The organism is Streptomyces sp. NPDC043854 (assembly GCF_056436005.1).
Genome location: NZ_JBWKDK010000019.1, coordinates 115,509 through 141,477 on the forward strand (window position 1 = coordinate 115,509; position 25,969 = coordinate 141,477).

The window sequence follows — 25,969 nt, forward strand, 5'->3', positions numbered from 1 at the left end:
ACCGACAGGTCGAGGACGTGGACGTTCGACTACGAAACGGTCCAGCAGCTGGATATCGGCCCGATGGCGGTGGGCGGGTCCCACACCCTTCGGGTGTCACTCGACGACGACACCAGCGAGACGAAGATCCAACTGCGCCTCTCCTGCTCAGTTGGGCAGAATCAGCCCAACTGGGAGCGATCACCCCAGGCCAACGCGGCACCTGCCCCAGAGCCAGCGCCTGTCACACGTCGTCGCCGGGCCAAGGCTGAGCCAGTCCCGCCTGGCTTTGTTCACGAGAACCGAGAACCGACAGCGGATGTTCACCACTTCGGGAGGCACCCGGCACGTCGGGGATTCGAACGGTTGCGTTACACACCGTGGCGGTGCACAGTCCCGCGCCGCGGATGAAAAACACGTTGGACGGTCCGCCACAGAGCTGCGACGATGCCCCTGCTTTCTTCGCGGAGGACATTTGTTCGTTTTCGTGTGTGCGGGATGTGGCGCCGAGCTGACCATCCCGCTGTCCCCGGTCGCGCTGCCGGCCCATGCCCATCAGAAGTACGGGAACGGGATCCAGCTCCCGGTGCTCATGGAGTCGGGCACATTCGCCGTGGAACCGGAGTGACGTTGTTATCCGTCGGGCCGAGTTCGGGGATTCCGGCAGGGTTCTCGTCGAAGTGCCCGACCCAGATATGGCCGGACTCGTCCACGAGCAGGTGCTCGATGGCGTCCCCGACGGAGAAGGACGAGGTTACGCGAACGCGGCATCACCCACCGCATCGCCAGGAGGGGAATCGAGTCATCGCAGCGACTGGGCCGTCATCGCTGGACCATTGAGCGCACCATGGCCTGGCTCGCCGGCTGCCGCCGCCTCCACCGTCGCTACGAACGCAAAGCCGAACACTTCCTCGCCTTCACCGGCATCGCCTGCACCCTCATCTGCTACCGAAGGCCCGCCAAGTGAGATGACGTCTTAGTCCGGGGCCCGGTACCGGTGGCACCGCGACGGCCTGGCCCGCGTCCTCGTGCCCAGCACGGGGACGCGGCGACCGGGCGGCGCGATCAGCGATCGTGGAGAAGGCCGACCGCTTCGGCGAAGTCGGCATGCGCGGGTTCGAAGGATCGTGCCGCGACGAGGAACATCGACCGGTCGGTGAGGGCGCGGGCGAGGCGTGCGGGGTTGTCGGGCAGGCGGCGGGCGAGCGTCACACCCTCGTCGAAGTATGGTGTGAACCGCTCCTCGAACAGGTAGGGGCGGTCGCCTTCGCGGACGGCCGCGCGGATGCCGATTCTGCGTTGGACGTCGACCAGCTCGGGCAGCCGGTCGGCCTCGCGCAGTCTCGCCGCCTCCGCTTCGAGGCCCGGCAGCATGCCGAGAAAACCGTCCCGCACGTCGCGCGACCAGCCGAGCTCCGTGCCGAACGGCGGCATCGGGGACTCGGGGCTCGCGGCGGGTTCGGCTGCCCGCCCCGACAGGACGAAGAGCGTCCTCCACCACCCGAGGATGCAACTCCAGTTCTTCGGCTCGCCCGTGCTCGCGAGCTCCTCCAGGACACTCAGGGCCTCTCGCCGGGCGGCCGCGGCACCCGCCCCATCCCCGACGGTCTCCCGCATCCGGGAGAAGTGAACCAACTCCCAGGTGAGTATCGCCAGAGCGGTGCGCTGTTCGGCTGCCTCGCGCCGGGTCTCCTCAAGGAGCTCGCGGAAGACGGTCGCCGCGGCGTCGTGCAGGCCGGCGCCCTCCAGGTTCGCCGCCCACCGCACCATGTTCCAGAAGGAGTGCTCCGGGATCCCGTTCCGGGCGGCCTCTTCGTCGAGCTCCGCGGCCTCCCTGAAGCGCCCCTCCTCGGCCAGAACGCTCGCCAGGGGCTCGCTTCGGCCGGCCTCGGCCAGCTCCTCACAGATCGCGCGTCCTTCCGCCCTGCGCCCGAGGGCGAACAAGGAAGCCTGGTAGGCGTCCAAGGCCCGGCGCAACCGCTCCGCCCGGTTCGGCGCCCCGATCTCTATCCTGCGAGCGGCCCGGGAAGCCTCGGCGGCCAGCGCGACGTCCACCTTCGGATCCCGGCTCTCGTGGCGCAGCGCGAGCAGGGCGTCGACCAGCTTCGGAACGTACGCCTTCGGACTCACCTCGGCCAGAACCCGGTACGCGCCGACCAGTTCGGCCCGACTCGGCCGGCCGGACCCCAGCAGCAGCACGCGGGCCCGAAGCACCGCGTCGTGATCGATCGTCACCATTCCCCCTTTGTCTCCGGATGACGCACGAAGGAGATTCTGAGAGGCGGGGAACGGACCGGACAAGCCTCGCGAACTGTGCGTTCCGTCCTACGAAAAACGGCGCTGACCTGTCATGATGGACATGCTTTCGTCCTGAATCCACGAGCGGGGAGCCGCACCGAACGCCTCCCGCGCCGCACACAGCACCCCGGCTCGACCCGGCTGCGAGGATGCGCCCTGTGGTGAGCGACGAGGAGTGGGACCGCATCCGGCAAGGCCTGCGTCTCGGGCAGCGGTTGACCGGGCGGCTGAGCCGGGTTCGATGTCCGCTGCGGCTGCACCCCATCACCACGCTCGTGCTGCCGTGCCCCGAGATCGTTGAGACGAACGACGACCCTCGTCTCAACCAATCTCGGGCACCTCATGTCAAAGCCGTGCTCTCCCCCGACTTACGTGAGACAGGACAGCGGGTTTACCTCCCACGGGCGGTTTACGGGCGTTCAGCCTGGTGGCGGCTGTCGGGTGTGGCTTGCTCGGATCAGTACGAGCTCGCTTCGGGAGGGTCGGTGGGTGTCGAGGAACCGGGGCAGGCTGACTTCGACGTCGCGTACGTGGATGAGGATCCGTTCCCCGTCGCGAGGCGTTGACGGCCTGCTGGACGTTGCTGTTCGAGCGGCTGCCGCCGGTGCGTCTGGTCAGGTCGTACCCGGAGCCCGGATCCTGATCGAAGTCGGTGGCGGCAGCACCTTCCCGACCGCCGGCCACCTCGCCGCCTAGGCCGGACTCGCCCCGGCGACCCGGAGCTCGGGCTCCCCGGTCCGCGGCGAACAGCCCTCCAGGAGAGGAAACAAGCAGCTCAAACGGACTTTCTTCCTCTCCGCATTCGCCGCCTTGGGCGACCCCGCGTCCCGGCCTACTACGACAAGAAGATCGCCCAGGGCAAGCACCACACCCAGGCCCTGCTCTGCCTCGCCCGACGACGGGCCGACGTCCTGTTCGCGATGCTCCGCGACGGAACCCTCTACGAACCGCAGCCGTCGGCCGCAGTCACCTGACCTGCGGGTCTGCGAGGAGAACGACTCGATCGGCCTCGACATCGAAGCCGAGCACCGGATGGCCATGGTCGCCTTCCGGGTCCATCAGCACGGGCTTGCCTAGCCGCCGCCCGATCTCCCGGAGGAAGCCGCAGAACACATCAAGTCGATCCTGGCCCTGCAACTCCCGCAGGTCGACGTCGAAGTCGACTTCATCGGCGGCATGGAAGCGGAAGATCGCCAGCACATCGGCAGTCGGCCAGACTCGCAGGTCTGGGCACTCGGCACCCGCCGGGCGGGACAGCACGGCCTCCGCCCGAGGCACCGGAAGCACCGTCTCTCCCTCGGAGTACCGGCACTTCCAGCCCTTCTCCGCGACAAGATCGAGGACCGCCTGCCAGTCCTCCACCGAGGCATCCGGGACACGCATGTCCGGCAACGACCCCATCAAATCCGGGTCGAAGAAGGAACCCACGTCATCCCACAACAGATCAGCCACCCCGCCATGCTGCCCGGCTCGCCGACCCAACGCACCCCCGTTTCCCTTGACCAACGACATAGGGGGCCCCAAGACGGCCGTGCTGGAGGCGATGCTGAACAGCTGGGGGGGGCTAAACCTGGGCTAAACCTGGGCTAAACCGGCTGGTCTGCGCTTCCACCCGAAGGTGCCGCACTCGTCCCGCACAGGCACCAGAAGCCGGAGGAGTGCCGCTTGGCCCGTCGGGAACGACTCGACGGGCCGGCCCCGCTCCTACCGCTCGCTCACCGAGTCGCCCGCCCCACGCCCGTCGCCTGTGGTGAAGGCGAGCAGTCGGTGCCAGGCGTCGGTGCAGGCGTCCTGCCAGTCCGCGAAGGTGTCGTCGAAGAACGAGTGGGGGGCGCCCTCGTAGACGTGCATCTCGTACTCCTTTCCCGCCCGGTCGAGACCGCCGGCGAAGGCATCGAACTCCTCCTTCGTGGTGACCACGTCCTCCCCTGCCAGCAGCATCAGCAGCGGCGCGGACAGCTGCTCCGCCCGGTCGCCGAAGAACCGCGGGACGCCGTAGAAGCCAGCCGCCCCGGCCAGGCCCAGGCCGACGGACGCCAGCCGCCACGAGTACGAGCCGCCCAGGCAGAAGCCGACGCTGAACACCGCACCGCTGTCCCACTCCCGCAGCTTGGACAGGGCCGCCGCCGCGTCGGCCTCGACGTGGGCGGGCTCCAGCAGCGGCATGTGCGTTGCCCAGTCGAAGGCGGCGTCCCGGGGGCCGAGGCCCGCCGTGCGACCGTAGAAGTCGAAGGTCAGGGTGTGGAAGCCGGCTTCGGCGAACCGCCGGGCGAGGTCCTCGTAGAACGGGTGCAGGCCGCGCCGGTCGGGCAGCAGCAGGACGCTGCGGCCGTTGGGGACGGTCGGAGCGGCACGGAAGGCGTTGAACCGGTTCCCGTCGGCGGCGGTGATCTCCAGTCGGCCCTCCTGCGCGACCGAGCCCGTGATGACGGGAGCGGCGGGCGGGCGGCTGTCGGTGGGGTGGCACATGGCGAATCCTTCGAACGTTCTCGCGGGCGGACGTAATGTCCTGTGAACGTGTTCCAGCCTGCGTGGGCCGGTCCGGCGGACCCAGACCCCTGCGGTTACGGGTACTGCCAGGGCCACCTTTGCCGCAGGGCATACTGGCCGACATGCGAGATCAACAGGACCTGGGGGAGTTCCTGCAGGCCCGCCGTGCTCTGATCACCCCGGAGAGCGCCGGACTGCGCGGCGGAGGCCGCCGACGTGTGCCGGGCCTGCGGCGCGAGGAACTGGCGCAGCTCGCGGGGATCAGCGTCGAGTACTACCAGCGGCTGGAGCAGGGCCGGGCGAACCACCCGTCCGACGAGGTCCTGGACGCGCTCGCCGAGGTGCTCCGCCTGGACACGTTGGAGCGCGAACACCTGCACGTCCTCGCCCGACCCGCCCGACGGCGCGGCTCCACCCCCACCGCCCCGGCTCCGGACGATCCGGCGCTCCGTCCGGAGCTGCTGCGCCTGCTGGAACGCGTGACGGTCCCGGCCATGGTGCTGACCGACCGCATGGACGTCCTCGCCCTGAACGCGCTCGCGAAACGGCTCTTCGTCCACGGCGCTGCCGCCCGGCCGGGCACGTGGAACCTGGCGGCGTTCCTCTTCCTCACCCAGGCAGGGCGGGAGTTCTACGTCGAGTGGGACGTCATCGCGGCGGATACGGTCGGCCAGCTCCGCGCAATCGCCGGCCGCCACCCCGACGACACGGAACTGCAGAAGCTGATCGCCCGACTCCGTGCGGAGAGCGACGCCTTCCGCACGCTGTGGACGCGGGCGGACGTCGAGGTCCGCACGCACGGCACCAAGAGCTTCCGTCACCCGGCCGTGGGCACCATCACGTTCACCTACGAGACCCTGCCTCTCGCCGGAGACGAACGCCGACGAATCGTCACCCTCACCCCGGTCCCTGACGGCCCGACCGAGGCCGCACTGCACCTGCTCGCCACGTGGGCGGCCGACGCACCAATCCCGACCGCCCGCCCGTGCGTAGACGTCTAGCGCCCGTCTTCAAACGGTGGTGTGGTTCACCTGCTGATGCTTGTCTGACGCAGGACGCGAGGTGTGGATGCGTGCCCGTCCCGGGCTGTTCACGAGTGCCGCTGACCAGGGGCTCACGAAGCGCTTGAAGATCGCTTCCCGCGAGGCGGGTGATCGTTTCCCAAGCGGGGATGGATCAGTCCCACCAGAAGTCCCAGCTGTGGGCTCCGATGATCCGCTCGGCGTAGGCGGTCAGCGTGTACGGTGGCTGCCCTGCCAGATGTTGTCGGGGCAGAAGGCGAAGTGCTCGGCCGCGACCAGGAGAGCGCGAGCCCGACGGCAGCCATTCGGCCGGGTTAGCTGAAGAGGCGGCGGCCCCGTCCGGCGATGCGGCAGCAGAGGCGGCGTAGCGCCGCATGCTCCTTCCAATGGCACGCCGGGCTCTTGATCATCCGCACGCCCGCCAAGCGGCGACACGGCAACGTGCTCGCCTCCCGGCTCATCCACCGCGCGCACGCCGAGACCGGCTGGTTCCTCTACACGCCCACGTGTGCGCTCGTCGAAGCCGACCGTGCCCGCCCCGGGACCGCTGAGCACCTGGCCGCCCTGCCCGGCATCACCGTCCTGGACTGGACCTACCCGCCGCCCTCGCAGTCGCGCAGCAGGAGACATGGGCGGCCGCCCACAGCCAGCACGCCGCCCAGCCCACCCCAGACCGACCCGAAGGCGCGATCGTGGCCACCACCGTGCCGAAGCGCTGGGAAGGGCAGCCGGTCCGGGTCCTGGACCTCACCCCGTGAACGGCCGGGCGCACCCCTTGGTGGAGTCCTATCACGAAGGCATCAGCACCGGCCTGGCCACCATCCGCCAGGAGCTCGCCGGCCTTGAGCAGGATGTGGACGGATGTGGATGGATGTGGATGACTCCGGGAGCATGTGGAAGCCCTCACCCAGAAGATCGATCGGAACCAGGCCGAGACCATCGAGCAGCTCACGCAGCTGGTCGGCCAGCGCCCCGACGCACGCTGATTCCCCCCAGCCCGGCACACGGGCCTTACCGGACACTGCCTGAGTGCGGCCCCGGGCCCCGGCCGCGCCTGGAGCCATGGCCGACGAGTCCAAAGTGACCATCCACCCTCCCGACGACTGGGGGCGCCGCCTGGTGACCTACCGGCGCGAGGAGCTCGGCCGCGCGACCAGCGAGCTGGACGTCCGGGAGTTCCTCTACCGGGCGGGCATGGCCGATGCCGAGGACGTCGACCTCACCGACGAGGCCCTCTTCGACTGGTGTAGGGGTCTCGGTAGTACTCGCCGAGAAAACAACGGAGTGGCCCCTGACCTGGCCCGTTGCCGTGGTGTCGGTTGGCTCGTTGGGCTGACTGGGTGACTCCGGCGACGGGAGGGGTGGGCAGATGGCCACGAGGGTGTTTTCCGGCGAGGAGTTGGAGGCTCTGCGGTCATTCCCGGCGATCGCTAAGGACGAGCTGATCCGCTATTTCACGCTCACTCCGGCCGATGAGGCGTTCCTGCGGAAGTTCCTGCGTCCGCAGACGGTTCTGGGTGTCGCGGTGCAGTTGTGCACGCTGCCGTGGTTGGGCTTCGTGCCGGACGAGGTGCCCGCTGCCCCGCCGGCGGTGGCGGGCCGTTTGGCTCGGCAGCTTGGGTTACCCGTCGAGGTGCTGCGTGGCTACGGGGCGTCCCGGGAGCAGACGCGTACGGACCATCTGCGGCAGGTCACGAAGTACCTGGGGTGGCGTGCGGCGAAGTCGCTGGAGCTGAAGGAGCTGGACGAGTTCTTGCTGGCGCGGGCGATGGAGCACGACTCCCCGAGTCTGTTGTTCCGGCTGGGGTGTGAGTACCTGCGCTCGGCGAAGGTGATCCGGCCGGGAGTGGTCACGCTGCTGGAGAAGGTCGCCACCGCCCGTGCGGCGGCTGAGCGGGAGACCCACGCCCGCGTGGCCCACCTGCTGAACCCCGAGCGGGCCCGCGGGCTGGACGGACTGCTGGTCTTCGATCCGAAGCTGCGGTCCTCGCGGCTTAACTGGCTGGTCACCGGCCCGGTGCAGGCGTCGCCGGCGAGTGTGGGCGGCGAGGTGGAGAAGCTGAAGTTCCTGCGGGGACTTGGCGCCGACGCGCTGGACATGTCGGCCCTGCCCGCCGAACGGCGCCGCTTCCTGGCCCAGATCGGGCGCCGCCTGACCTCGCAGGCCCTGGTGCGGCGGGAACCGAACCGGCGCCACCCGATCCTGCTCACGCTGCTGGCCCAGTCGTCGGTCGACGTCCTCGACTCGGTGGTCCAGCTCTTCGACCAGACCCTTTCCGGCTCGGAGTCGCGGGCGCGGATCAAGCTGCGCGACGAGCTCGCCGAGCGGGCCAAGCTGTCGGAGGACCGGCTCGCGCTGCTGAATGAGATCCTGCCCGTGCTGGCCGATGCGGGTATCCCGGACGAGGCGGTCGGGACGCTGCTGCGCGGGAAGATCGGCATGTCCCGGCTGCGGACCGCGCACGCCGGGGCCACCGTGCGGCTGCCCCGCGACCACGGGCATCTGCGGCTGCTGGAGGGGTCCTACACCTACATCCGGCAATTCGCGCCGAAGGTGTTGGAGGCGGTGCGGTTCAAGGGCGGCACCGAGGCGAAGCCCCTGATCGAGGCGCTTGGGATCCTGCGGGAGCTGAACGCCACCGGCGCCCGCAACGTCCCCGACAATGCCCCGACGCTGTTCGTGCCGACCCAATGACAGGGCTACCTCGATGAGGCCGCGGCGAAGGGAGATGCGACCGCGTACCGGCACTTCTGGGAGCTGTGCACACTGCTCGCGCTGCGCGACGGCCTGCGCAGTGGGGACGTGTACGTGCCGGGCTCGCGCCGCTACGACAACCCGGCCGCCTACCTGTTCAAGCCCGCCCAGTGGGAGGAGTACCGGGTGGAGTTCTGCCGCCTGGTCGGCAAGAGTCCCGACTTCTCCGAGGCCCTGCCGCTGGTGATGGACGAACTCGACGAGGCCCTCACCGATCTGCAGGCGGTCCTGGGGCGCGGTGACGGCCCGGTCCGCCTCAACGACGCCGGGGAGCTGGTCATCTCCCCGCTGACGGCGGAGGACATCCCCAGTGAGGCCGAGGAGCTGCATGCCGAGCTGGAGCGGATGCTGCCGAATGTGCCGATCGCCTCACTGCTGGTGGAGATGGACCGGCACACCGGCTTCCTGGACTGCTTCACCCATGCCGGCGGCAAGCAGGCCCGTTCCCCGCAGCTCAAGCGGAACCTGATCGCCTGCCTGATCGGGCTGTCCACGAACCTAGGACTGCACGGGATGGCCGCCTCGTGCGGTATCCCGTACGACGTGCTGGCGTGGACCGCGGAGTGGTACATCAGGGAGGAGACGCTGCGCGAGGCGAACATCGTGCTGGTCAACTACCACCACAGGCTGCCGATGACGGCCATGTTCGGGTCGGGCACGCTGTCCTCCTCGGACGGTCAGCGGTTCCCCACCCGGGGCAAGTCGATCACCAGCCGGCACCTGAACAAGTACTTCGTCTCCGAGGGCATCTCCACCTACACCCACGTCTCCGACCAGCACTCCACCTTCGGCACCAAGGTCATCGTGGCCACCCACCGCGAGGCCCACTACGTACTGGATGAAATCCTTGGCAACGCCACCGATTTGCCGATCACCGAGCACGCGACCGATACGCACGGGGTGACCTTGGTCAACTTCGCCCTGTTCGATCTGGTGGGCAAGCAGCTCTCGCCCCGCATCCGCGACCTGGGAAAGATCACGCTGTACCGGATCGGCGGGAAGGCGGAGTACGAGGAGCGGTTTCCGAAGGCGGGGCCGCTGCTGACGAAGAAGGCCAACCTGGACCTGGTGGCGGACCACTGGGACGACCTGCTGCGGCTGGCGGGGTCGCTGAAGTACGGGCATGCCACCGCCTCCCTTATCGTGGGCAAGCTCTCCGCGTCCTCCCGGCAGAACGCGCTCGCGGCCGCGCTGAAGGAATACGGGGCGATCCGGCGCACGATCTACGCGGCGAAGTACCTGTCCGACGAGGGCTACCGGCGCAAGATCGCCCGTCAGCTGAACAAGGGCGAGTCCCTCCACGCGCTGCGCCGCCAGCTGCACTACGCCCGCGAGGGCAAGGTCACCCGGCGCCAGCCCGAGCAGCAGAACGAGCAGGCGTGGTGCCTGACCGTCGTCACGAACGCGGTGGTCTGCTGGCACACCGAGTACATGGGCCTCGCCGTCGGTGAACTGCGCAGCGCCGGCCGCGAGGTGGACGCCGAAGTGCTGGCGCACATCTCCCCCGCCCGCAGCTCGGTGGTCAACTACTACGGTTCGATCACCGTCGACTACGAGCGCGAGCTCGCCCAGCTCGATGAGCAGGGGCACCGGCCGCTCCGGTCCACCTCCGGGGACGGGGCGGGCAAGGAGTTGTAGTGGCTGGCAGGTGTCCGGGCAGGGGCCGGGCGGCACACACCGGCGCCTTGGGCGTCCAACCGGGGCCCGGGACCCAGGGAACCCGTGGTGGCCCGGGCGTGTTGCTGCTATCAGTGGAGGGGCCGCCAGTTTCCGGCGGTGGCTGGGTTCGGGGAGGGGTGGACATGTCGCCAGGTTGGAAGATCACGGTCGTGGTGGCGGCGGTGGCTGGCATCGTCTCGACACCGCTCTTCTGGCTGCTGAACAGTCCGGACACCGGCCAGATGGTCGGGGCCTCGGTCCAGGCAGCGGTAGCCACCGGCGCCCTGGTGTGGGCGCTGTTCCAGCACCCGGCCTCCGGGCCGGCGCCAGCCCCAGGCCCGGTGGACGTGGCCGTCGACACGGGGAAAGCCGAGGCCACAGGGGGAGGCAGCGCTAACACCGGCGTACGGCGCCCCGGGGGCGCGGGGAGCGCATCGGCAACTGCGGAGCGGACCGGGGACGCGACTGCGGACGGCACCGGCAGCAGTGCCAATACCGGCATCGACTACAGCTGAACCACGCCACACAGAGGGGAAGGGGGCTGCCGTTCATGAAGAAGTGGTGGAGGCGCAGGATCACATTCGCCCCGCAGCCCGTCACGCCGGAGCCCGAGCTTGAACCGGAACCGGCGGTGGTGGCGGTGAGCAATACGGGCAACGCCCGCGCCGAAAAGGAGGGCACCGCGGTGACCGGATACGGTGCCCCGGCGCGCCCGACCCCGGTCCCGGCAACAGGAACGGGGCCGGGACAGATCTCGCGAACCGGGGCCGCCACCGCGTCTGGGCCCGGCGCGCTCGCGGTGAGCGGCAGCCTGACCCAGGTGCTGCCGCGGCGGGAACGGGTGGCGTTCCCGCACCAGGTCGGCGTGCTGCCCGGCCGGGCCGGCTTCTTCCAGGACCGTGCCGCGGTGGCGGCGCTGAGGGAAGCGGTGGTGTGCCTCGTACTGACGGGGATGGGCGGGGTCGGCAAGACCCAGCTCGCCGCCGACCACGCCCGCCACGCCTGGAGCAACGACGAAGTCGACCTCCTGGTGTGGGTCACCGCGGCCACCCGCCACGCCGTCATCGACGCCTACACCCAGGCCGCCATGGACGTCCTTGCCGCCGACCCCGCTGACTCGGAACGTGCCGTGGCGGAGTTTCTGGCCTGGCTGGAACCCAAATCCGCACCGCAAGCGCATCGCTGGCTGATCGTCCTGGACGACGTCGCCGACCCGGGCGACCTGAACGGCCTGTGGCCGCCCGTCCACGCCCACGGCCGGACCCTGGTCACCACCCGCCGCCGTGACGCCGGCCTCGCTAACCACGGCCGCCTGGTCCCGGTGGGCCTGTTCACCCAGGACGAGGCCACCGCATACCTCCAGCAGGCCCTGGCCGCGCACGGGCGCCGCGAAAGCGCCAGGGACCTCGCCGCCCTCGCCGACGACCTCGGACATCTGCCGCTCGCGCTGTCCCAGGCCGCCGCCTACCTCATCGATACCCACCTGGACGCCGCCACCTATCGCAGCCGCCTCGCCGACCGGGCCCGCCAACTGCCCGACCTGCTCCCCGAGCCAGGGACCCTGCCCGATGACCAGCCGGCCACCGTGGCCGCTGCCTGGTCTCTGTCCCTGGACCGCGCCAACCAGCTCCGGCCAGTCGGCCTGGCCTGTCCCATGCTCCAGCTCGCCGCGATGCTCGACCCCAACGGCATCCCCGACGAGGTCCTCACCAGCGACCCAGCCCTTGCTCACCTCACGGCACACCGGGCCACCCCGGGCGGTGGCAGTACCGCTCCGGAGCACCCCTCCGTCACCGCTGAGGAGGCGGTCGGCGCGCTGCGGGCCCTGCACCGCTTGAGCCTGGTCGACCACACCCCCGACACTCCGCACCAGGCCGTGCGCGTCCACCAGCTCATCCAGCGCGCCATCCGCGACCCGCTCGCCCCCGACACGAACGACCAGCTCGCGCGCACCGCCGCCGAATCCCTGACCGCCGCCTGGCCCGAGGTCGAACGTGACACCGACCTCGCCCGGGCCCTGCGCGCCAACACCACCGCCCTGACCACGTGCGCCGAAGACGCCCTGTACCGACCTGACGCCCATGTCGTGCTGTTCCGCACCGGCCGAAGCCTCGGCGAAGCAGGCCAAGTGGCCGCCGCCATCCAACACTTCCACCACCTCACCGACACCACCGACCACCACCTGGGCCCGGACCACCCCGACACCTTTGCCGCCCGACACGACCTCGCCTGGTGGCGGGGGCGGGCGGGGGACGCGGCGGGGGCGGCGGAGGCGTTCGGCGCCCTGCTGGACGACCAGGTGGGGGTGCTGGGCCCGGACCACCCCGACACCCTCGCCACCCGGTACCGCCTCGCCCACTGGCGGGGGGAGGCGGGGGACGCGGCGGGGGCCGCGGAGGCAACTGCCTCCGTGCTGGAGGACTGCCTACGGGTGCTGGGCCCGGACCACCCCGACACCCTCGCCACCCGGAACAACCTCGCCTGGTGGCGGGGGGAGGCGGGGGACGCGGCGGGGGCGGTGGAGGCGTTCGGCGCCCTGCTGGACGACCGGGTGGGGGTGCTGGGCCCGGACCACCCCGACACCCTCGCCGCCCGGCACAACCTCACCTACTGGCGGGGGCGGGCGGGGGACGCGGCCGGGGCCGCGGAGGCGGCCGGGGCCGTGCTGGAGGAGTTCCTACGGGTGCTGGGCCCGGACCACCCCAGCACCCTCGCCACCCGGAACAACCTCGCCGGCTGGCGGGGGCTGGCGGGGGACGCGGCCGGGGCCGCGGAGGCGTTCGGCGCCCTGCTGGACGACCAGGTGGGGGTGCTGGGCCCGGACCACCCCGACACCCTCGCCACCCGGTACAACCTCGCCCACTGGCGGGGGGAGGCGGGGGACGCGGCCGGGGCCGCGGAGGCGACCGCCTCCGTGCTGGAGGACTGCCTACGGGTGCTGGGCCCGGACCACCCCGACACCCTCGCCACCCGGTACAACCTCGCCCACTGGCGGGGGCGGGCGGGCGATGAGACGGGGAACGGCAACGATCGTTCGTGAGACACGAAGATCGACATGACGTTCCCCCCAGGTCGCGACTGTAACGCTTCCCGTGTACGCGTCTATGTAACGTCTTACCCCGTTCGCGATACGGTCCGGACATGAGAATCGGCGTCGCCCGCGTATCGACCAGGGACCAGCACCCCGAAGCCCAGCAGGACGCACTCCGGGCGGCCGGCTGCGAGAAAGTCTTCACCGACAAGGCATCCGGCAAGCTCGCCCGCCGCCCCGAACTCGACAAGGCCCTCCTCGTCGCCCGCGAAGGCGACCAGCTCGTCGTGACCAAACTCGACCGCCTCGGCCGCTCGCTGGAGAACCTGATCGACCTGTCCAAGGACCTTCAGTCCCGCGGCGTCGACCTGGTCGTCCTGGATCAGGGCATCGACACCTCCACCGCGGTCGGGCGGATGTTCTTCCAGATCCTTGGCGCGGTAGCCGAGTTCGAGCACGCCTTGATGTCGGAACGGACGATCGACGGCCTGGAGTCCGCCCGCGCCCGGGGGCGCACCGGCGGCCAGAAACCCAAGCTCGGCCCCCGCCAGGTGAAGCTCGCCCGGGAGATGTACGACTCCGGCGACTACACCGTCCAGCAGATCGCCGACGAGTTCGGCGTCGCCCGCCCCACCATCTACCGCCACCTGAACAAAGCCCTACCCCCACAGTCCGCGAACACCCCGTAGTCCCCGGATCATCGCAGCTCAGGGGCTACTCCGTTGTTTTTTCGGCGAGTACTACTGAGACCCCGTGTAGGGTCTCGCCGCCGATGACATGTCGATCTTCTGTGGCCTGCTGGTTCTCTGTTGTCTCACCGCGATGTCACCCAAGATCAGTCTCAGATCGATGCCATTTCCTCGGCGGAACGATGAGTCGGCGGCTGAGCCACCGAGCGAGGACTGCATGCGAGCTCAGATCGCGCACCGATGAGTTTCCCGCGCCGCGCCGGTCCGTACGCGTGAGACCGACTCACGGAATGCTGGCGCCATGCGGAAACTGATCTACGGCATGAACCTGACCCTGGACGGCTACATCGCCGCGCCCGGCGACGACATCGGCTGGAGCGTGCCGAGCGACGAGCTGTTCCAGTTTTGGTCCGACCAGTTGCAGGCGACCGACCTGTCGCTGTACGGGCGCAAGCTGTGGCAGACGATGAGCTCCTACTGGCCGACCGGCGACCAGCAGCCCAACGCCACCCCGGCGGAGATCGAGTTCGCGCGCCGCTGGCGGGACATGTCGAAGGTGGTGTTCTCCTCGACGATCGACAAGGTCGACTGGAACACCCGCCTGGTCACCGGCGACGCGGTCGCCGAGATCACCCGGCTCAAGGCCGAGGGCGGCGGCCCGATGGACATCGGCGGCGCGACGCTCGCCGGGGCGGCCATGCGGGCCGGGCTGATTGACGAGTACGTGCTGGCCACCGCGCCGGTCCTGGTGGGCGGCGGCACGCCGTTCTTCACCGCGCTGGACAGCTGGGTGAACCTGAACCTGGTGGAGACGCGGACACTTCCCTGCGGCGTGATCCTGACCAGGTACGAGACGAGGCGCTGAGCGCCCGTCACGCGACTCGACCGCCTGCCGGGTCCACGCGAACGTGAACGCCACCACTGGGGTGGACAGCCGGCAGTGCGGCTTCACATCCACCGCTACCGGACCCTCAGTGGTCAAGATGTCATCCGGGATGTGCTTGCGGGCCCGCCCCTCCACCACGGACACTGTCCATCGCGTACCCCCCGCCCCACAGGCAACGACCCGCCAGTGACCAAAATGCAGGACACTCCGTACCGCGACGCACCGCATCCCGCACCCCTGTCGTGTGCAACAGCAATCACCAACATCCTGAACCGATCACCCGACATCGATAATCGGACACTGGCGAGTGCGACATCTCGGGACGCCGCACCTGCGAGAGGAGCCCCTCAACCTGAGGAATCCCGGAAGAACCCGAATCCTGGCGAATCCATCGCCAGTGCAAATGGATTGCCGACGCGCCGGGCTGCAGGGAGACTACGGATCATGTTCGAACCTGGATCAAACAGCGCGCGGGGCGTCGCCAACCTCTTCCGGAACGGACGCCTGACGGCGATCCCCCGAAAGGCAGCCCGGCGTGAGCAACTGCTCGTGCACCTCACGCAGACGCTTTTCGAGCCGACGCACTCGTACGAGGAACGAGAGGTCAACCAGGCCCTGTTGACCGTGCACGACGACTACGCCGCCCTGCGCCGCTACATGGTGATCGCCGGTCTGCTGGTCCGCGACAAGGACGGCACCAGCTACCAAGTCGCGACGCTCGCGCCAGCACCCCACGCCTGAGCGCCTTCGCCCACAGTCGGTGCGCGGGCATCCCAGTCCGCATCCGTACGGCCCGCGCCGCCGGCGTCCGGCCAAGCTCCACGCCGACAAGGGCTACGACTACGACCGCCTGCGCCGATGGCTCCGCAAGAGAGCCATCCGCCACCGCATCGCCCGCAGGGGAATCGAGTCCAGCGAAGCGACTGGGACGCACCGCTGGGTGATGCGTGGACGGCGCGAACCCCCGCACCACCCACGACCTTGCGAACGCCTGAGCACACCCCGCCTGGAACACCCGAGTCCGGCCATTGCCCCCAGCTCCACCCGCAGTTGGAATCGCCTCAGGCCAGGGCGTAGCCGACGACCACGATGACGGTAGGGATGGCTACCGCAGCAAAGATCGCCGCGGTCACCGCCAGTACGGCAATGCCGACACGCTCAACGCCGCGGCGGTGGTGGGCTGGCTTCCATTCGCGTTGATGCATGAGCTCAGCCTGCAGACACAGCTCCGCTGCCGCATGAGCATCCGTACTCATGAGGCAGTGGAAGGTACCTCGCCTGGCGGCGACACCGGGGCCTGCCTGGGTCGGCTGCCTTGGCACTCGAAGGGCGGCGGTCCGGCGCAAGAGCCCTTCGGTACGGATCGCAGGGGTCCGCGGCTGGTGCCGCGCCCCCTCCCGTTTCGGCGACTGGTCGTTCATGAACTGTCTGTCAAGGCTGGCTCGGGTCCAGGACCCCGTCGCGGCGCTGTGACCAGCACAGGGCGTCGCGGATGCCGTCTTCAACGCTCAGCTCCGGTTCCCATCCGAGGAACTGGGCTGCGCGCTTGTTCCCGGCATATGCTCCCGCACAGTCGCCTGGGCGCCGCCCTACATCCTTCGTCAGCAGAGGAGTTCCGGTCACCTTCTCGAAGGCCGCGATCAGTTCCCGGACCGTCGTGCCCCGCCCGGTGCCCAGGTTGACCGCGGTGTACGGCTCGGCGGCGGTCACCGTGCCGAAGGTGTGCAGCGCTTTCAGGTGGGCGGCGGCCAGGTCCGGCGACGAGGTCGGCGAGCCCGGCGGTGGTGCCGACCGTGACGGTCGACTTCCCCACAATCGTGCACGGCCGGTCGAGGTGGGGCCACTCGCGACTCGGTCCGGGCGCTGCTGGCTTCGGCCTCTCCGCTACCCGGAGGCCTTGCACTTTTCGCGCAGCGGTCCGCGGCAGATGGACGGGGAGCGGCGACAGCGGCACGATAGCGGACGGCCGCACTCCCTTCACTGGTCTCGATGTCGTGCTGAATGCAGGGAAGCCGGGTCGGGCAGGGCACCAGGTTCTTCCTGCAGCTCCGACGCGTTCTGCAGCACCTGGCGCAGGCTCCTGACCGCTTGCTCCAGGCGGGCGGCCGCGGTTCTCACCGTCGCGCTCGATACCTGTGCCTGGAGCTGTCCGGTCAGGTCGCGTGCCTGCGTCTCGACGTCGGACATCAGGGTGGACAGTTGCGCCAGCAGATCGGTCGCGGCCCTGGTGCGCAACAAAGTTGCCTGTGCGCGCAGTTGCGCGTTTTTCTGGTGCAGTTCGATGAAGACGGCCGCCTTGGCGCGCAGCACCCAGGGGTCGTACGGCCGCGACACATGGTCCACGGCACCGGCCGCATATCCACGGAACGTGGCCTGCGAACCCATCTCGTACGCGCTGACGAAGATGATCGGGATGTCGCGGGTCCGCGAACGGCGCTTGATGTGTGCGGCGGTCTCGTAGCCGTCCATTTCCGACATCTGGGTGGCGAGTAGAACGAGGGCGAATTCGCCGTTGTTCAGCGCCTTGAGCGCTTCCTCCCCAGAGGATGCGCGGACGAGTGTCTGGCCGAGCGCGGCCAGGGTGGTTTCCAGGGCCAGCAGGTTCTCCGGCTGGTCGTCGACCAGAAGGATCTTGGCCTTCGTGTCCGCTGCAGAGGCCTGTGCGGGGGGCATGGTGTCCGTCCGCTGAGCCACATGTGGCTGTGGCCGGGCCCGTTCCCGGGGTTCCGGGGGTCCCGGGGCTGGGGGAGGCCGTTCGGCGGGTGGGGCGTCGATGTGCGTGGCGACGCCGAGGCGTTTCAGCAGCCGCTCCTCCAGGAGGGCGAAGGACCGTTCGGGTGCGCCGACGATGGCGGCGCCTCCTGGGTGCGCCACCCAGGCGGTGAAGCTCGGTGAGTGCCGGACACACGCTGCCAGGCGGTCGGCGATCAGTCGTGTGGTGCGCAGCAACTCACGGGCGGGGAGTGTGCCGAGGAGGATGCGCCGTGCGTCGTCAGAGAAGTCGAAGAACTCCGGCTGTGGTAACCGGCCGGTGGTGTCTGCGGCGGCGTTGTGCATGAGGCCGCCGAGAAAGACCTCCACGAGGTGCCCGGTGTCCGTCGGAGGGCCCAGGGCCTCCTGAACCATGCGCATGACGGGCGGAGTGACGGGCGCCACGGCCGCAAGGTGGGCGGCGAGCCGATACGCCTCCGGGCTGGCCGCGCCGCGGAAGCGCAAGACGGCGTCGGCGTCCGGACCCTGCCGGGTCTCGGCGCGCCAGGGCTGGGTGACGGATCGCCCAATCTCCCACAGCGGCAGCACCGCGGTCGCGCTTGGCGAGGCGACCAGCCGGGCCCAGTCGCTGACGGCGGCCGGTGTGGGTTCGAGCACCGGGACAGGAACAGAGTCGAAGCCGACCAGATCCGACGGCAGTCTCGGGTCGGTGACGTGCCACGCGGTGGTGGGACCGCCCCTGCGGACACTGGCGACGTGCCACGGTCGAGTCGTGATGGCCGAGTTCGCCCAGAGCCGGACGGGCAGCGCCTGCAGGATCGCGGTGGGTTGCCGTCGGGCCCACAGGGAAGCCGCCTCCCTCATCCGACCGTCCCACCAGGCGTCGCCGACGCCGTCGCTGACCACGAGGACAAGGGTGCTGCCGGTGGGGTCGCAGAGTGCGGCTGGCGGAAGGTAGGGACCTTGCTGCCTGTAAGGACGACTGCTCAGCAATGGGGCGTGGGAACCACGGGTGTTCAGTCCGTAGACGCGGACGTCGCGGAAGGCCCCGGCCCGTTCCATCAGTGTGCGGATCTCGGAGGCCAGACGCTTCCACAGGAACATGGACACGCCGTCGTCGATCAGCAAGGCGAGGGAGAGCCAGCGGCTACGAGCGGGACTCGTCACGGTCTCGGGCAGACCCGTCTCGGCCATGGCATCCACTGTCCGTGCCACGTCCAGTTCCTGACGACGCCGGTCGGGGAGCCGCTGCCGCAGCGGCCGTAACGCCTTGCCGAGCGTGAGATGACGGCTGGGTAGGACATTGGCGCCCGGGGTGCGTACGGCGTGTGCCCGGTGCGGGGCCTGATCCGGCCTGCCGCTCCCCTTCCCCCGCGGGGCCGCGTGCAGGGGGAACAGGCGGTGCGGGGCGACGTCCGGCGGTGGTTGCACGCCTGGTTGCACGGGATCGTCCGCGCCGGGGGCCCGGGGCTCACCCTGCTTGGCGGTCAGCCGTGGGGCGGCCGGGGCCGGGCGTCGCGCCAACGGACGGACGTCGCCCGGCAGGTTCCTGGCCAGCCACAGGACGTCGAGGAGTTCCTCGTCGGCGAGGTCGACGCCGCTCCTGGCCAGGGTCTCTCTTAGACGTCCAAACATGCCCCTATTCCGCCCCGCCGAGTTGGTGCAGAACGGCGTCGAGCAGTCGGCCGGCGTCCAGATCGATGCCGCCCGTGCGCAGGAAGACCGCGTTGAGGAGCTGATCGGTGGCGAGTTCCCCGGGCGCGCGGCGGCCGAGGAATTCCTCCAGCAGGTCGTCGATGTCGTGGAGCGCCTCGTGGCCGAGGTGCGCGGCGACGATGTCCCGCAGCCGCTCCTCGTCGGGCTCGGGCAGGTCGAGACGGACGCACCGTCGGAGGAAGGCGGGCGGGAACTCGCGTTCACCGTTGCTGGTGATGACCACGACGGGGAACTCACGGCAGCGGACGCGGCCGCGGACCACTGGGGCTGGCGCGTCCGGGTCGTCAGTCCGGACGTGGACCGTGGAGTGTTCCTCGGGGAGGCGGCTGATCTCCGGAATCTCGAACTCGCCCTCCTCGAACACGGTGAGCAGGTCGTTGGGCAGATCGACGTCCCCCTTGTCCAGCTCGTCGATGAGCAGGACCCTGGGCCGGTCCCGAGCCAGCAGCGCGTTGCCCAGGGGGCCGAGCCGGACGTACTGGCCGATGCCGGGTTCGGAGCCGTCCGTGTCCCGGCGGAGGTTCGCTTCCCGCAGCCGGCCGATCGCGTCGTAGTGGTAGAGGGCGTCCTGCAAGGTCGAGCGGCTATTGACTGGCCAGTGCAGAACGCGGCCGAGGACCAGCTCGTGGGCGATCGCGTGTGCCAGGGAAGACTTTCCGGTACCGGGGTGTCCCGTGACCAGCAGAGGCCGGCGCAGGTGGAGGGCGGCGTTGACGATGTCCGCGTCATCGGGGTCGATCAGGTACGGGCGGGGGCGTGCGGTCCGCGAGCCGTCGGGATCCTCCGGGTGGAGCCGACGCCATGGTGGGGCGGGCGGGAAGACGACGGAGCGGGACGCTCCATCGCCCCGGAAGAGCCGCCAGTCCCTGTCGCCGGACGGGGTGGGGTGGTCGGTGGTAGCGGATTCTGCGGCAGTCATGACGCGTTGGCTCCTTCTGGGGGGTCTTGCAGGGTCAGCGATCCGGGCCGCGGTCGCCGGCCGTCTTCCTCCCATACGAGCGCGGGGCGCGCCGGGAGCGTCTCCGGCTCGTCGAACGCCGTCCCGCGGAAGACGCGGACCCGCTCGGGCAGATCGGCGAGCGGGCCGGCGGGGTCCAGCTGTTGCAGCCCGGCCGCGTCCGCAGGGCAGTCGGCCCGCCGGTCCCAGAGGACGACCGGGACGCCGAGCGCCAGGCAGAGTTCAAGCAGTGCGTCCCGCTGTTCCGGGGAACCGTGGAGCACGACCTGGGTTACGTCACGGTGAGTGCTTTGCAGCAGCCGCCTAAGCCGTGGCCGAGTGACACGTTCGTCGTCGACCACCAAGGGGGCCGCATGTCCGCTTTCCCAGCGCCGCCGGTGTTCACGTTCTCTGCCGCGCACCAGGTCGCTCATCTCGGGGCAGCTCAGGGTGATGCAGAACTCGGCGCCGATCGGCTGGTCGGGAACGAACTCGTTGGGTGCCCCGGGGTTCCATTCGTCGATGGGCAGATGGAGGCTGTCGCGGGCCACCAGAACCGTCGCGTGAGGCGCGGCCGTCGGGCCGAGCTCGTCCGCGACGACCTCGACGGCGTCGCGGACCCGCCGGGCCACTTCCTCGGGGGTCCTCGGCGCGCTCTCCGTCTCGTGGAGAGGGGTGTGCGTGCCGTCGGCACGGGCGAGCAGGATGCGGCAGTAGTAACTCTCGCGCGGTTCGGTCCGCGCGCGAGAGACTTCGACGACGACGCGGGAGAAGGGGGACGTCTGCCGGGCGGCCCAGCGGCCGGCGTCGGTGCGGCGCTCGGCGAGCGCCGCCGGATGTATGCCGGTCCGGGCAGCCACCTGATCGGACCAGCTGCGCAGCTCAGCGCCCACTTCCCTTCCCAGAGCAGCGGCCACGCATTCGACCAGGCGGAGCAGGGCCGGTACGGCTGGTGTGCAGTCCGGCACGCGCTCGCTGTCGGAGATGGACTCCAGGTGCTCGACGACGTGTTCGAGGTCGTCGGCGCAGAGGTGTGTGCGGTTCAGCGGGTCGGGCAGCCAGGCGTAGCGCAGGGCCTCGCGGGCCGCGCGAGGTATCAGCGTGGGCTGCTCCTTGCAGATGCCGCGGAGCAGTTCCAGTAAGTGCTCGCACTCGTCCAAGGACAGGAGCAGGCACAGTCCGCCGGCACGGGCGCGGGTGAGGACGTCCGTCAGGCGGGTGCGCTCGTCCTCGCTGGTGAGGGCCGGGGCCAGGGTGCTGCTCAGGGAGGGAAGGGCCCGGGGATGGGCCGCCACGAGTGCCGCGAGGTCGGGCATGGTCGGTTCGTGGCTGTCGGGGACGGTGTATCCGAGCCGCCGTACGAGGGCGCGGGCATGCGCCGCGTAGGTGATCCGGCCGCCGAGCACCGACCACAGGAGCCGCTCGGTCTCCTGCTCGGCCGAGCTGCGTTCCGCCTCGGGCTGGGCCCTCGGGAGGGCGGCGCCAATCTCGATCAGGCGGGGTGGACCGCCGGCGTACCGACGCAGGAGTGCCTCGAAGCCGTCGTCCTGGACAAAGCAATGCGCCGGGAGGGCCCGCAGGCGGCGGTTTCCATAGGACCGGTCGTCGCGAATCACCACGCCCACCAGGTGGTCCTCACAGAACACTGCGGTTCCCGAGGCGCCTCCCCAGGCCTTGCGGCCGTCGTCGCGGAGGTCGGGTGCGGGCCCCTGGTCGAGCACATAGAGGCCGTGAGCCCCGGAGGACAGCGGAGGCAGGACGCCTCGGAGGTGTTCGGCGTCACGACCACCTTCCGCGGATGCCAGCGGAAAGCCCAGTCCCTCGTAGCGCAGCGGGGTCGTCTCCACGGGGTGGCCCCATCGAACCGACCCCGGTACGTCGATCTCGTCGTGTGTGAGCAGCAGGGCAACGTCCAGGTCCTGCGGATGGGTCCAGATCAGCTCCGCTCCGGTGCGTAGCGTCTCACCGCGGCCAGGGTGTCCCACTCTGACCTGGATCTCCTCCCAGTAGGCGCCGCTCTCGCCGTCCCGGAGGATGTGTCCGGCGGTGAGCACCAGGCGGGGTGCGACGAGATAGCCGGAGCCGACGCGATGGCGCTGCCGCGTGGTCCCGCTGCGGATCAGCACCAGTCTGTGCGGGTCCATCACTCCTCGTCCCAGGACCCGGTTTCGGTGTCGCTGATCTCGGGACTGGAGCCGCCGCGGGCCCGGTCCCGGACCGAAAGTTTTACCGTCAGTCTGTGGGTGCGGACGGTGGAGTGCTCACCGCCCGCACCGACGGTCGCCACGCCGAAGCTGACCTTGCCGTCCCCCTTGCCGCTGTTGCGCAGCTCCAGCTGCAGCTCCAGTTCGGCCTCCTCGATGCCGAACGCGAATTGCTGGTCTGCCCCCTGACCCTGCGCCCGATAGAGCTCCTGCCGCAGTTCCTCGATTGCTGCGGCAAGACCGATCTCCGCCATCTGCACCCCCAACGCGCACTGTGCCTGCGGAGTAGTCTGCCAAGGTTTTGGGGCCGGGCGTCTGGGCTTCGAGGGAACGGGCGCGTCGGGGTGCGTGCCCGGCGCGTGGGTGGCGGGTCCACGCTCGACGTCCCGTGACGTTCCTGTGCAACGAACCGAGCCCCAAAGAAGGCTCTCCGTCTTCCTGGATTGGTCCTGTACCGCCGGGTTGCTGCGCTTCTCGGGCGCCGCCTACCAATTCCGGCACCGCGAACTGCAGCAATGGCTGGCATGCCACCCCGACCCCCCACCGGTGTAGCCGGCGGACATCCGGCGGGGCTCAATCCCGCGCTCGGGCTTGGCACCGGCTCGCCGACGCCCTTGCGCACACCGGCCGCCAGCCAGCGCAAGCCATGACGCAGCCGCCGGTGCCGCTGGCCCCGTGGCCCACGCAGTGGACGGCGAGCGGCATCGTGCCTCGCGGGTGATGGAGGGATGGGCCAGGCCGGGCCTGGCCGCGCAACAGGGCGGCGTCGTCGTGGTCAGCGGGCGGGCCGGGGGACGGGGCCGTGGCGCGCCCACAGGGCGGCTTCCTCCAGCTGGACGATCGTGAGCCCGGATTCGCGGGCGAGATCCTGCAGGCTGATGCCGCGCGGGTGGGCTGCGTAGGTCTGGGCAATGCGCCCGGCCCAGAGTTCGGCGTGGATGAAGGGCCGCTGGCGCAGTGCGGCAGCGAGCCGGTCCAGGTGTTCCGTGCCGCATCCGGCGATGGGCCGGTCGCCGTCGTGCCGGGGGTCGGCAGGGTCGATGTAGGAGGAGTCCGGGAAGTGTGCGTGGTGCAGGGCTGTGTCACCGCACACGCCGCATGCGACGGCGCCAGGACGCGCGAGTGCCTTGCGCGGCGGGGGTCCTCGGCGGCCCTCTCGGGGGCGGGCAGGGTCCGCGTCCCGGTCTTCATCAGCGGTCGGCCGAGCAAGGAGACCGTGCCGGGCCGGGACGATTTCGGCGGCCGTCGATCCACCCCTGAAGAGGGTGGTTGTTCCGGTCAGCTCCAGCAGGCGCCTGACCGGCCGGCTTGCGGCGGTGATGACCAGCCCGTGGTGTTCGCGCCGGGCGCGCAGCAGCACGTTCAGTCCGGCGCAGTCGCAGAAGCTGACAGCGGACATGTCCAGGGTGATCAGGCCGCGATCCTCGCAGCCCGACCTGACGGCGGCGAGGGCCTGCTCCAGGTGCGTGGCGGTGTGGAGGTCGATTTCACCGCTGACGCTGACTGCCGCGCCCCCATCGCCGGGTGTCACCTCTACAGCGACGCCGCGGTCGCTGCACTCGAACTCCGAGGGCGCGAACCGGGCGGATCCGAGGAAGGGAGACATGGGACCCTCCAGGACCAGATCGGACTCATGTCCAGATTGTCAATCTTCGCACTTTATGCGTCAATGGTTACGTGAAATTTGCTTCGCGTGATGGCCGGAGTGACAGAGCGGGCAGGGTGGTGTCCATGCGTGAGGCTCGCGATCGCCGTTCGGAGTGGACGTTTCTCACCAACCACGCCCGTGTCCTGCTCGCGATCTCCCGCGACCCCGGTGTACGGCTCCGGGACGTCGCACTCACCTGCGGCGTGACCGAGCGGACCGTGCAGGCGATCGTCGCGGACCTGGAAGAGGCCGGGTACCTCGCCCGGGGCCGCGGCGAGGACGGCCGCCGCAACCGCTACGCCATCGCGGCCGACGCCCCCTTCCGCCACCCCGCCGAGGCCGATCACGAGATCGCCGGCCTTCTTGCTCTCTTCGCCGCGCCTGCGGACAGGGAGAAACACGTCGCGTGAACCGCGCCGGTGCCCGCCGCCGGATCCGCGCAGGGGCGGGCGGACGCCGTCAGGTGGTCTGCCGCCGCTGGTCGCTTTCATGGCGCAGGAGGCCGGTGCGCCGGGTCACCGCGCGGATGCGGTCCGCGAGGGCGGCATCGGCTGGGCGTACGTGGGGTTCGGCGGCGGCCAGGGGGGCGAGCAGGTCGGCGGGGTCGCTGCCGGCGAGCGCCTGGAGGACCGCGTCGAGGGAAGCCCGACCTAGGGCGTCCTGGCCGGCGAGGGCGGTGACCTGGCCGGCGAGCTGGCGCAGGTCTGCGGCGTGGGCGCGGGCCCAGGCATCGACGCTGCGCTGGGCGGCACGCCGGTCCCGTATGGCCTGGACCCGCTGCTCGCCGGTGCTGCCCGCTGTTCCGGGGCGCAGCCTGAGGTAGCGGCGTTCGGCTGCTTGCCGGCTGGCGACGCCGAGCGGTCCGGCCAGGTCTGCCCAGCTGGCGCCGGCCGCCCGGGCGGTCTCGATGAGCCCGGACTCCCAGCCGGCCAGCTGCTGGCGGACCTCGCGCAGCAGCAGGAGGGCGGCCAGCGCCTCCTGCGGGTCGTCCGGGGCGTCCTTGGAGGGTCCGTGGGCGGTGCCGAGCGTGTGGTCGATGGCCGCCAGAGCGGCTGCGGCGGCCAGGAAGGACGCCGGCGCCCCGGGCTCCCCGGCGCCGGGCGCAGGAGCGTTCATGGCACCTCCAGTCAGTCTGCCGGGCAAGTGACTCCGTCACCTGTCCGCTGACATTCTGTATGTCATCGATCTGGTGAATGAGCTACTTGTCATCGTCTCGATGACATGTTACAAGAGAGGTAACTGACGCGCACTGGCACCCACTGCAGACACATCAGGAGGTGTTTTCCATGCTGATGCGCACCGACCCCTTCCGTGAGATCGACCGTCTCACTCAGCAGCTTCTGGGCCCGGGTACCTGGTCGAAGCCGTCCGCGATGCCGATGGACGCCTACCGCGACGGCGACGCGTACGTGATCGCCTTCGACATCCCCGGCGTCGGCAAGGACGCCATCGACATCGACGTCGAGCGCAACATGCTCACCGTCAAGGCCGAACGCCGACCCGCGCCCCGGTCGGACCAGGCACAGATGGAGCTCTCCGAGCGGCCGCTGGGGGTGTTCTCCCGGCAGGTCATGCTGGCCGACACCCTCGACACCGAGCACATCGACGCCGACTACGAGGCGGGCGTGCTGACCCTGCGCATCCCGATCGCCGAGCGCGCCAAGCCCCGGAAGATCGCGATCGGCGACGGCGGCCGCAAGCAGCTCAGCAGCTGACCCGGCCGGCCCGGATGCACCGCTGCGCGCCCCTGCCTGCGGCGGTGCCCGCGGCGGGGGGGGGGGGGGGGGAGGCCCCCCCCCCCCCCCCCCCCCCCCCCCCCCCCCCCGCCTCCCCCCCCCACCCCCCCCCCCCCCCTCCCCCCCCACCCCCCCCCCCCCCACCCCCCCCCGCCCCCCCCCCCCCCCCCCCCCCCCCCCCCCCGCCGCCGCACGCCGGGGCCGTGG

23 protein-coding genes and 6 pseudogenes are annotated in these 25,969 nt (G+C 70.3%); 17 read left to right on the plus strand and 12 right to left on the minus strand.

Translation table 11 applies throughout. The features are described 5' to 3' along the window. The first annotated feature begins 454 nt into the window (after positions 1-454). Together AC068A_RS19260 and AC068A_RS19265 are read left to right on the plus strand one after the other, a co-directional pair. Positions 455-607, plus strand: a complete 153-nt coding sequence (locus tag AC068A_RS19260; RefSeq protein ID WP_478586416.1) for a hypothetical protein — start codon at positions 455-457, stop codon at positions 605-607. 33 nt (positions 608-640) lie between these two features. Beyond that, a pseudogene (locus AC068A_RS19265) lies at positions 641-946 on the plus strand (transposase); the annotation flags it as partial. Between the two features lie 98 nt (positions 947-1,044). On the opposite strand, the gene AC068A_RS19270 reads toward AC068A_RS19265, so the two are convergent. Beyond that, on the minus strand, positions 1,045-2,217 hold the full coding sequence (locus AC068A_RS19270) for a hypothetical protein (protein WP_478586366.1): 1,173 nt from the start codon (positions 2,215-2,217) through the stop codon (positions 1,045-1,047). Between the two features lie 221 nt (positions 2,218-2,438). Between AC068A_RS19270 and AC068A_RS19275 the strand changes: the two genes are divergently transcribed. Both AC068A_RS19275 and AC068A_RS19280 read left to right on the plus strand, forming a co-directional pair. Beyond that, positions 2,439-2,843, plus strand: a complete 405-nt coding sequence (locus tag AC068A_RS19275) for a hypothetical protein (RefSeq protein WP_478586367.1) — start codon at positions 2,439-2,441, stop codon at positions 2,841-2,843. A 64-nt stretch (positions 2,844-2,907) separates the two neighbouring features. Continuing rightward, positions 2,908-3,251, plus strand: a pseudogene (locus AC068A_RS19280) (transposase); the annotation flags it as partial. On the opposite strand, the gene AC068A_RS19285 reads toward AC068A_RS19280, so the two are convergent. Beyond that, complete coding sequence (locus AC068A_RS19285; protein ID WP_478586369.1) at positions 3,244-3,729, minus strand: hypothetical protein; 486 nt, start codon at positions 3,727-3,729, stop codon at positions 3,244-3,246. The pseudogene AC068A_RS19280 and the gene AC068A_RS19285 sit on opposite strands and share 8 nt — an antisense overlap. Before the next feature lie 252 nt (positions 3,730-3,981). Further along, positions 3,982-4,746: a dienelactone hydrolase family protein gene (locus AC068A_RS19290; RefSeq protein WP_478586371.1), complete on the minus strand. Its 765-nt coding sequence runs from the start codon at positions 4,744-4,746 to the stop codon at positions 3,982-3,984. Between the two features lie 143 nt (positions 4,747-4,889). Between AC068A_RS19290 and AC068A_RS19295 the strand changes: the two genes are divergently transcribed. The 11 genes and pseudogenes from AC068A_RS19295 to AC068A_RS19345 all read left to right on the plus strand — a co-directional run. Continuing rightward, positions 4,890-5,768, plus strand: a complete 879-nt coding sequence (locus tag AC068A_RS19295; RefSeq protein ID WP_478586373.1) for a helix-turn-helix domain-containing protein — start codon at positions 4,890-4,892, stop codon at positions 5,766-5,768. Between the two features lie 423 nt (positions 5,769-6,191). Then, positions 6,192-6,547: pseudogene (locus tag AC068A_RS19300) on the plus strand (hypothetical protein). Positions 6,548-6,851: 304 nt separating this feature from the next. Further along, the gene (locus AC068A_RS19305) at positions 6,852-7,133 is read left to right on the plus strand and encodes a hypothetical protein (protein ID WP_478586374.1); all 282 of its coding nucleotides are present in this window, start codon (positions 6,852-6,854) and stop codon (positions 7,131-7,133) included. Positions 7,134-7,158: 25 nt separating this feature from the next. Beyond that, the gene (locus tag AC068A_RS19310) at positions 7,159-8,484 is read left to right on the plus strand and encodes a DUF4158 domain-containing protein (protein WP_478586376.1); all 1,326 of its coding nucleotides are present in this window, start codon (positions 7,159-7,161) and stop codon (positions 8,482-8,484) included. 45 nt (positions 8,485-8,529) lie between these two features. Beyond that, positions 8,530-10,182 (plus strand): annotated as a pseudogene (locus AC068A_RS19315) (Tn3 family transposase); the annotation flags it as partial. A gap of 164 nt (positions 10,183-10,346) precedes the next feature. Then, positions 10,347-10,718, plus strand: a complete 372-nt coding sequence (locus tag AC068A_RS19320) for a hypothetical protein (protein WP_478586378.1) — start codon at positions 10,347-10,349, stop codon at positions 10,716-10,718. A 284-nt stretch (positions 10,719-11,002) separates the two neighbouring features. Further along, positions 11,003-13,243, plus strand: coding sequence for a tetratricopeptide repeat protein (locus tag AC068A_RS19325; protein WP_478586380.1), 2,241 nt, complete (start codon positions 11,003-11,005; stop codon positions 13,241-13,243). A 101-nt stretch (positions 13,244-13,344) separates the two neighbouring features. Continuing rightward, complete coding sequence (locus tag AC068A_RS19330) at positions 13,345-13,923, plus strand: recombinase family protein (RefSeq protein ID WP_478586382.1); 579 nt, start codon at positions 13,345-13,347, stop codon at positions 13,921-13,923. A 301-nt stretch (positions 13,924-14,224) separates the two neighbouring features. Then, positions 14,225-14,788: a dihydrofolate reductase family protein gene (locus tag AC068A_RS19335; RefSeq protein ID WP_478586384.1), complete on the plus strand. Its 564-nt coding sequence runs from the start codon at positions 14,225-14,227 to the stop codon at positions 14,786-14,788. A 465-nt stretch (positions 14,789-15,253) separates the two neighbouring features. Beyond that, the gene (locus tag AC068A_RS19340; RefSeq protein WP_478586385.1) at positions 15,254-15,550 is read left to right on the plus strand and encodes a DUF2087 domain-containing protein; all 297 of its coding nucleotides are present in this window, start codon (positions 15,254-15,256) and stop codon (positions 15,548-15,550) included. A gap of 49 nt (positions 15,551-15,599) precedes the next feature. Then, positions 15,600-15,755 (plus strand): annotated as a pseudogene (locus AC068A_RS19345) (IS5/IS1182 family transposase); the annotation flags it as partial. A 115-nt stretch (positions 15,756-15,870) separates the two neighbouring features. Here AC068A_RS19345 and AC068A_RS19350 read toward each other — a convergent pair. The 8 genes and pseudogenes from AC068A_RS19350 to AC068A_RS19385 all read right to left on the minus strand — a co-directional run bounded on the left by AC068A_RS19350 (position 15,871) and on the right by AC068A_RS19385 (position 23,984). Next, positions 15,871-16,065 carry a hypothetical protein gene (locus tag AC068A_RS19350; protein ID WP_478586387.1) on the minus strand — a complete coding sequence of 65 codons (195 nt, stop codon included), beginning with the start codon at positions 16,063-16,065 and terminating at the stop codon, positions 15,871-15,873. Between the two features lie 175 nt (positions 16,066-16,240). Continuing rightward, positions 16,241-16,519, minus strand: a complete 279-nt coding sequence (locus AC068A_RS19355) for a hypothetical protein (RefSeq protein ID WP_478586389.1) — start codon at positions 16,517-16,519, stop codon at positions 16,241-16,243. A 267-nt stretch (positions 16,520-16,786) separates the two neighbouring features. After that, positions 16,787-17,482 carry a response regulator gene (locus AC068A_RS19360; protein ID WP_478586414.1) on the minus strand — a complete coding sequence of 232 codons (696 nt, stop codon included), beginning with the start codon at positions 17,480-17,482 and terminating at the stop codon, positions 16,787-16,789. A gap of 246 nt (positions 17,483-17,728) precedes the next feature. Next, a pseudogene (locus AC068A_RS19365) lies at positions 17,729-19,156 on the minus strand (SAV_2336 N-terminal domain-related protein); the annotation flags it as partial. Positions 19,157-19,160: 4 nt separating this feature from the next. After that, on the minus strand, positions 19,161-20,156 hold the full coding sequence (locus AC068A_RS19370; RefSeq protein WP_478586391.1) for an AAA family ATPase: 996 nt from the start codon (positions 20,154-20,156) through the stop codon (positions 19,161-19,163). Continuing rightward, entirely contained in the window at positions 20,153-22,318 is a 2,166-nt protein-coding gene (locus AC068A_RS19375) for a VMAP-C domain-containing protein (protein ID WP_478586393.1), read from the minus strand. The genes AC068A_RS19370 and AC068A_RS19375 overlap by 4 nt, the downstream gene beginning before the upstream one ends. Further along, complete coding sequence (locus AC068A_RS19380) at positions 22,318-22,632, minus strand: trypco2 family protein (protein WP_478586394.1); 315 nt, start codon at positions 22,630-22,632, stop codon at positions 22,318-22,320. The genes AC068A_RS19375 and AC068A_RS19380 overlap by 1 nt, the downstream gene beginning before the upstream one ends. 521 nt (positions 22,633-23,153) lie before the next feature. Next, complete coding sequence (locus AC068A_RS19385; protein ID WP_478586396.1) at positions 23,154-23,984, minus strand: STAS domain-containing protein; 831 nt, start codon at positions 23,982-23,984, stop codon at positions 23,154-23,156. A 125-nt stretch (positions 23,985-24,109) separates the two neighbouring features. Between AC068A_RS19385 and AC068A_RS19390 the strand changes: the two genes are divergently transcribed. Beyond that, on the plus strand, positions 24,110-24,436 hold the full coding sequence (locus tag AC068A_RS19390; RefSeq protein ID WP_478586398.1) for a MarR family transcriptional regulator: 327 nt from the start codon (positions 24,110-24,112) through the stop codon (positions 24,434-24,436). A 49-nt stretch (positions 24,437-24,485) separates the two neighbouring features. On the opposite strand, the gene AC068A_RS19395 is transcribed toward AC068A_RS19390, so the two are convergent. Continuing rightward, the gene (locus AC068A_RS19395) at positions 24,486-25,142 is read right to left on the minus strand and encodes an HSP18 transcriptional regulator (RefSeq protein ID WP_478586400.1); all 657 of its coding nucleotides are present in this window, start codon (positions 25,140-25,142) and stop codon (positions 24,486-24,488) included. A gap of 170 nt (positions 25,143-25,312) precedes the next feature. On the opposite strand from AC068A_RS19395, the gene AC068A_RS19400 reads away from it, so the two are divergent. Beyond that, positions 25,313-25,741: an Hsp20/alpha crystallin family protein gene (locus AC068A_RS19400; protein WP_478586402.1), complete on the plus strand. Its 429-nt coding sequence runs from the start codon at positions 25,313-25,315 to the stop codon at positions 25,739-25,741. The last annotated feature ends 228 nt before the right edge of the window (positions 25,742-25,969 follow it).

Coding starts and splice junctions, on each gene's coding strand:
- AC068A_RS19390 (WP_478586398.1), top strand. CDS start 24,110: ATGCGTGAGGCTCGCGATCGCCGTTCGGAGTGGACGTTTCTCACCAAC.
- AC068A_RS19330 (WP_478586382.1), top strand. CDS start 13,345: ATGAGAATCGGCGTCGCCCGCGTATCGACCAGGGACCAGCACCCCGAA.
- AC068A_RS19375 (WP_478586393.1), bottom strand. CDS start 22,318: ATGGACCCGCACAGACTGGTGCTGATCCGCAGCGGGACCACGCGGCAG.
- AC068A_RS19320 (WP_478586378.1), top strand. CDS start 10,347: ATGTCGCCAGGTTGGAAGATCACGGTCGTGGTGGCGGCGGTGGCTGGC.
- AC068A_RS19340 (WP_478586385.1), top strand. CDS start 15,254: ATGTTCGAACCTGGATCAAACAGCGCGCGGGGCGTCGCCAACCTCTTC.
- AC068A_RS19395 (WP_478586400.1), bottom strand. CDS start 25,142: ATGAACGCTCCTGCGCCCGGCGCCGGGGAGCCCGGGGCGCCGGCGTCC.
- AC068A_RS19350 (WP_478586387.1), bottom strand. CDS start 16,065: ATGAGTACGGATGCTCATGCGGCAGCGGAGCTGTGTCTGCAGGCTGAG.
- AC068A_RS19385 (WP_478586396.1), bottom strand. CDS start 23,984: ATGTCTCCCTTCCTCGGATCCGCCCGGTTCGCGCCCTCGGAGTTCGAG.
- AC068A_RS19380 (WP_478586394.1), bottom strand. CDS start 22,632: ATGGCGGAGATCGGTCTTGCCGCAGCAATCGAGGAACTGCGGCAGGAG.
- AC068A_RS19400 (WP_478586402.1), top strand. CDS start 25,313: ATGCTGATGCGCACCGACCCCTTCCGTGAGATCGACCGTCTCACTCAG.
- AC068A_RS19335 (WP_478586384.1), top strand. CDS start 14,225: ATGCGGAAACTGATCTACGGCATGAACCTGACCCTGGACGGCTACATC.
- AC068A_RS19270 (WP_478586366.1), bottom strand. CDS start 2,217: ATGGTGACGATCGATCACGACGCGGTGCTTCGGGCCCGCGTGCTGCTG.
- AC068A_RS19305 (WP_478586374.1), top strand. CDS start 6,852: ATGGCCGACGAGTCCAAAGTGACCATCCACCCTCCCGACGACTGGGGG.
- AC068A_RS19295 (WP_478586373.1), top strand. CDS start 4,890: ATGCGAGATCAACAGGACCTGGGGGAGTTCCTGCAGGCCCGCCGTGCT.
- AC068A_RS19360 (WP_478586414.1), bottom strand. CDS start 17,482: ATGCCCCCCGCACAGGCCTCTGCAGCGGACACGAAGGCCAAGATCCTT.
- AC068A_RS19370 (WP_478586391.1), bottom strand. CDS start 20,156: ATGACTGCCGCAGAATCCGCTACCACCGACCACCCCACCCCGTCCGGC.
- AC068A_RS19310 (WP_478586376.1), top strand. CDS start 7,159: ATGGCCACGAGGGTGTTTTCCGGCGAGGAGTTGGAGGCTCTGCGGTCA.
- AC068A_RS19290 (WP_478586371.1), bottom strand. CDS start 4,746: ATGTGCCACCCCACCGACAGCCGCCCGCCCGCCGCTCCCGTCATCACG.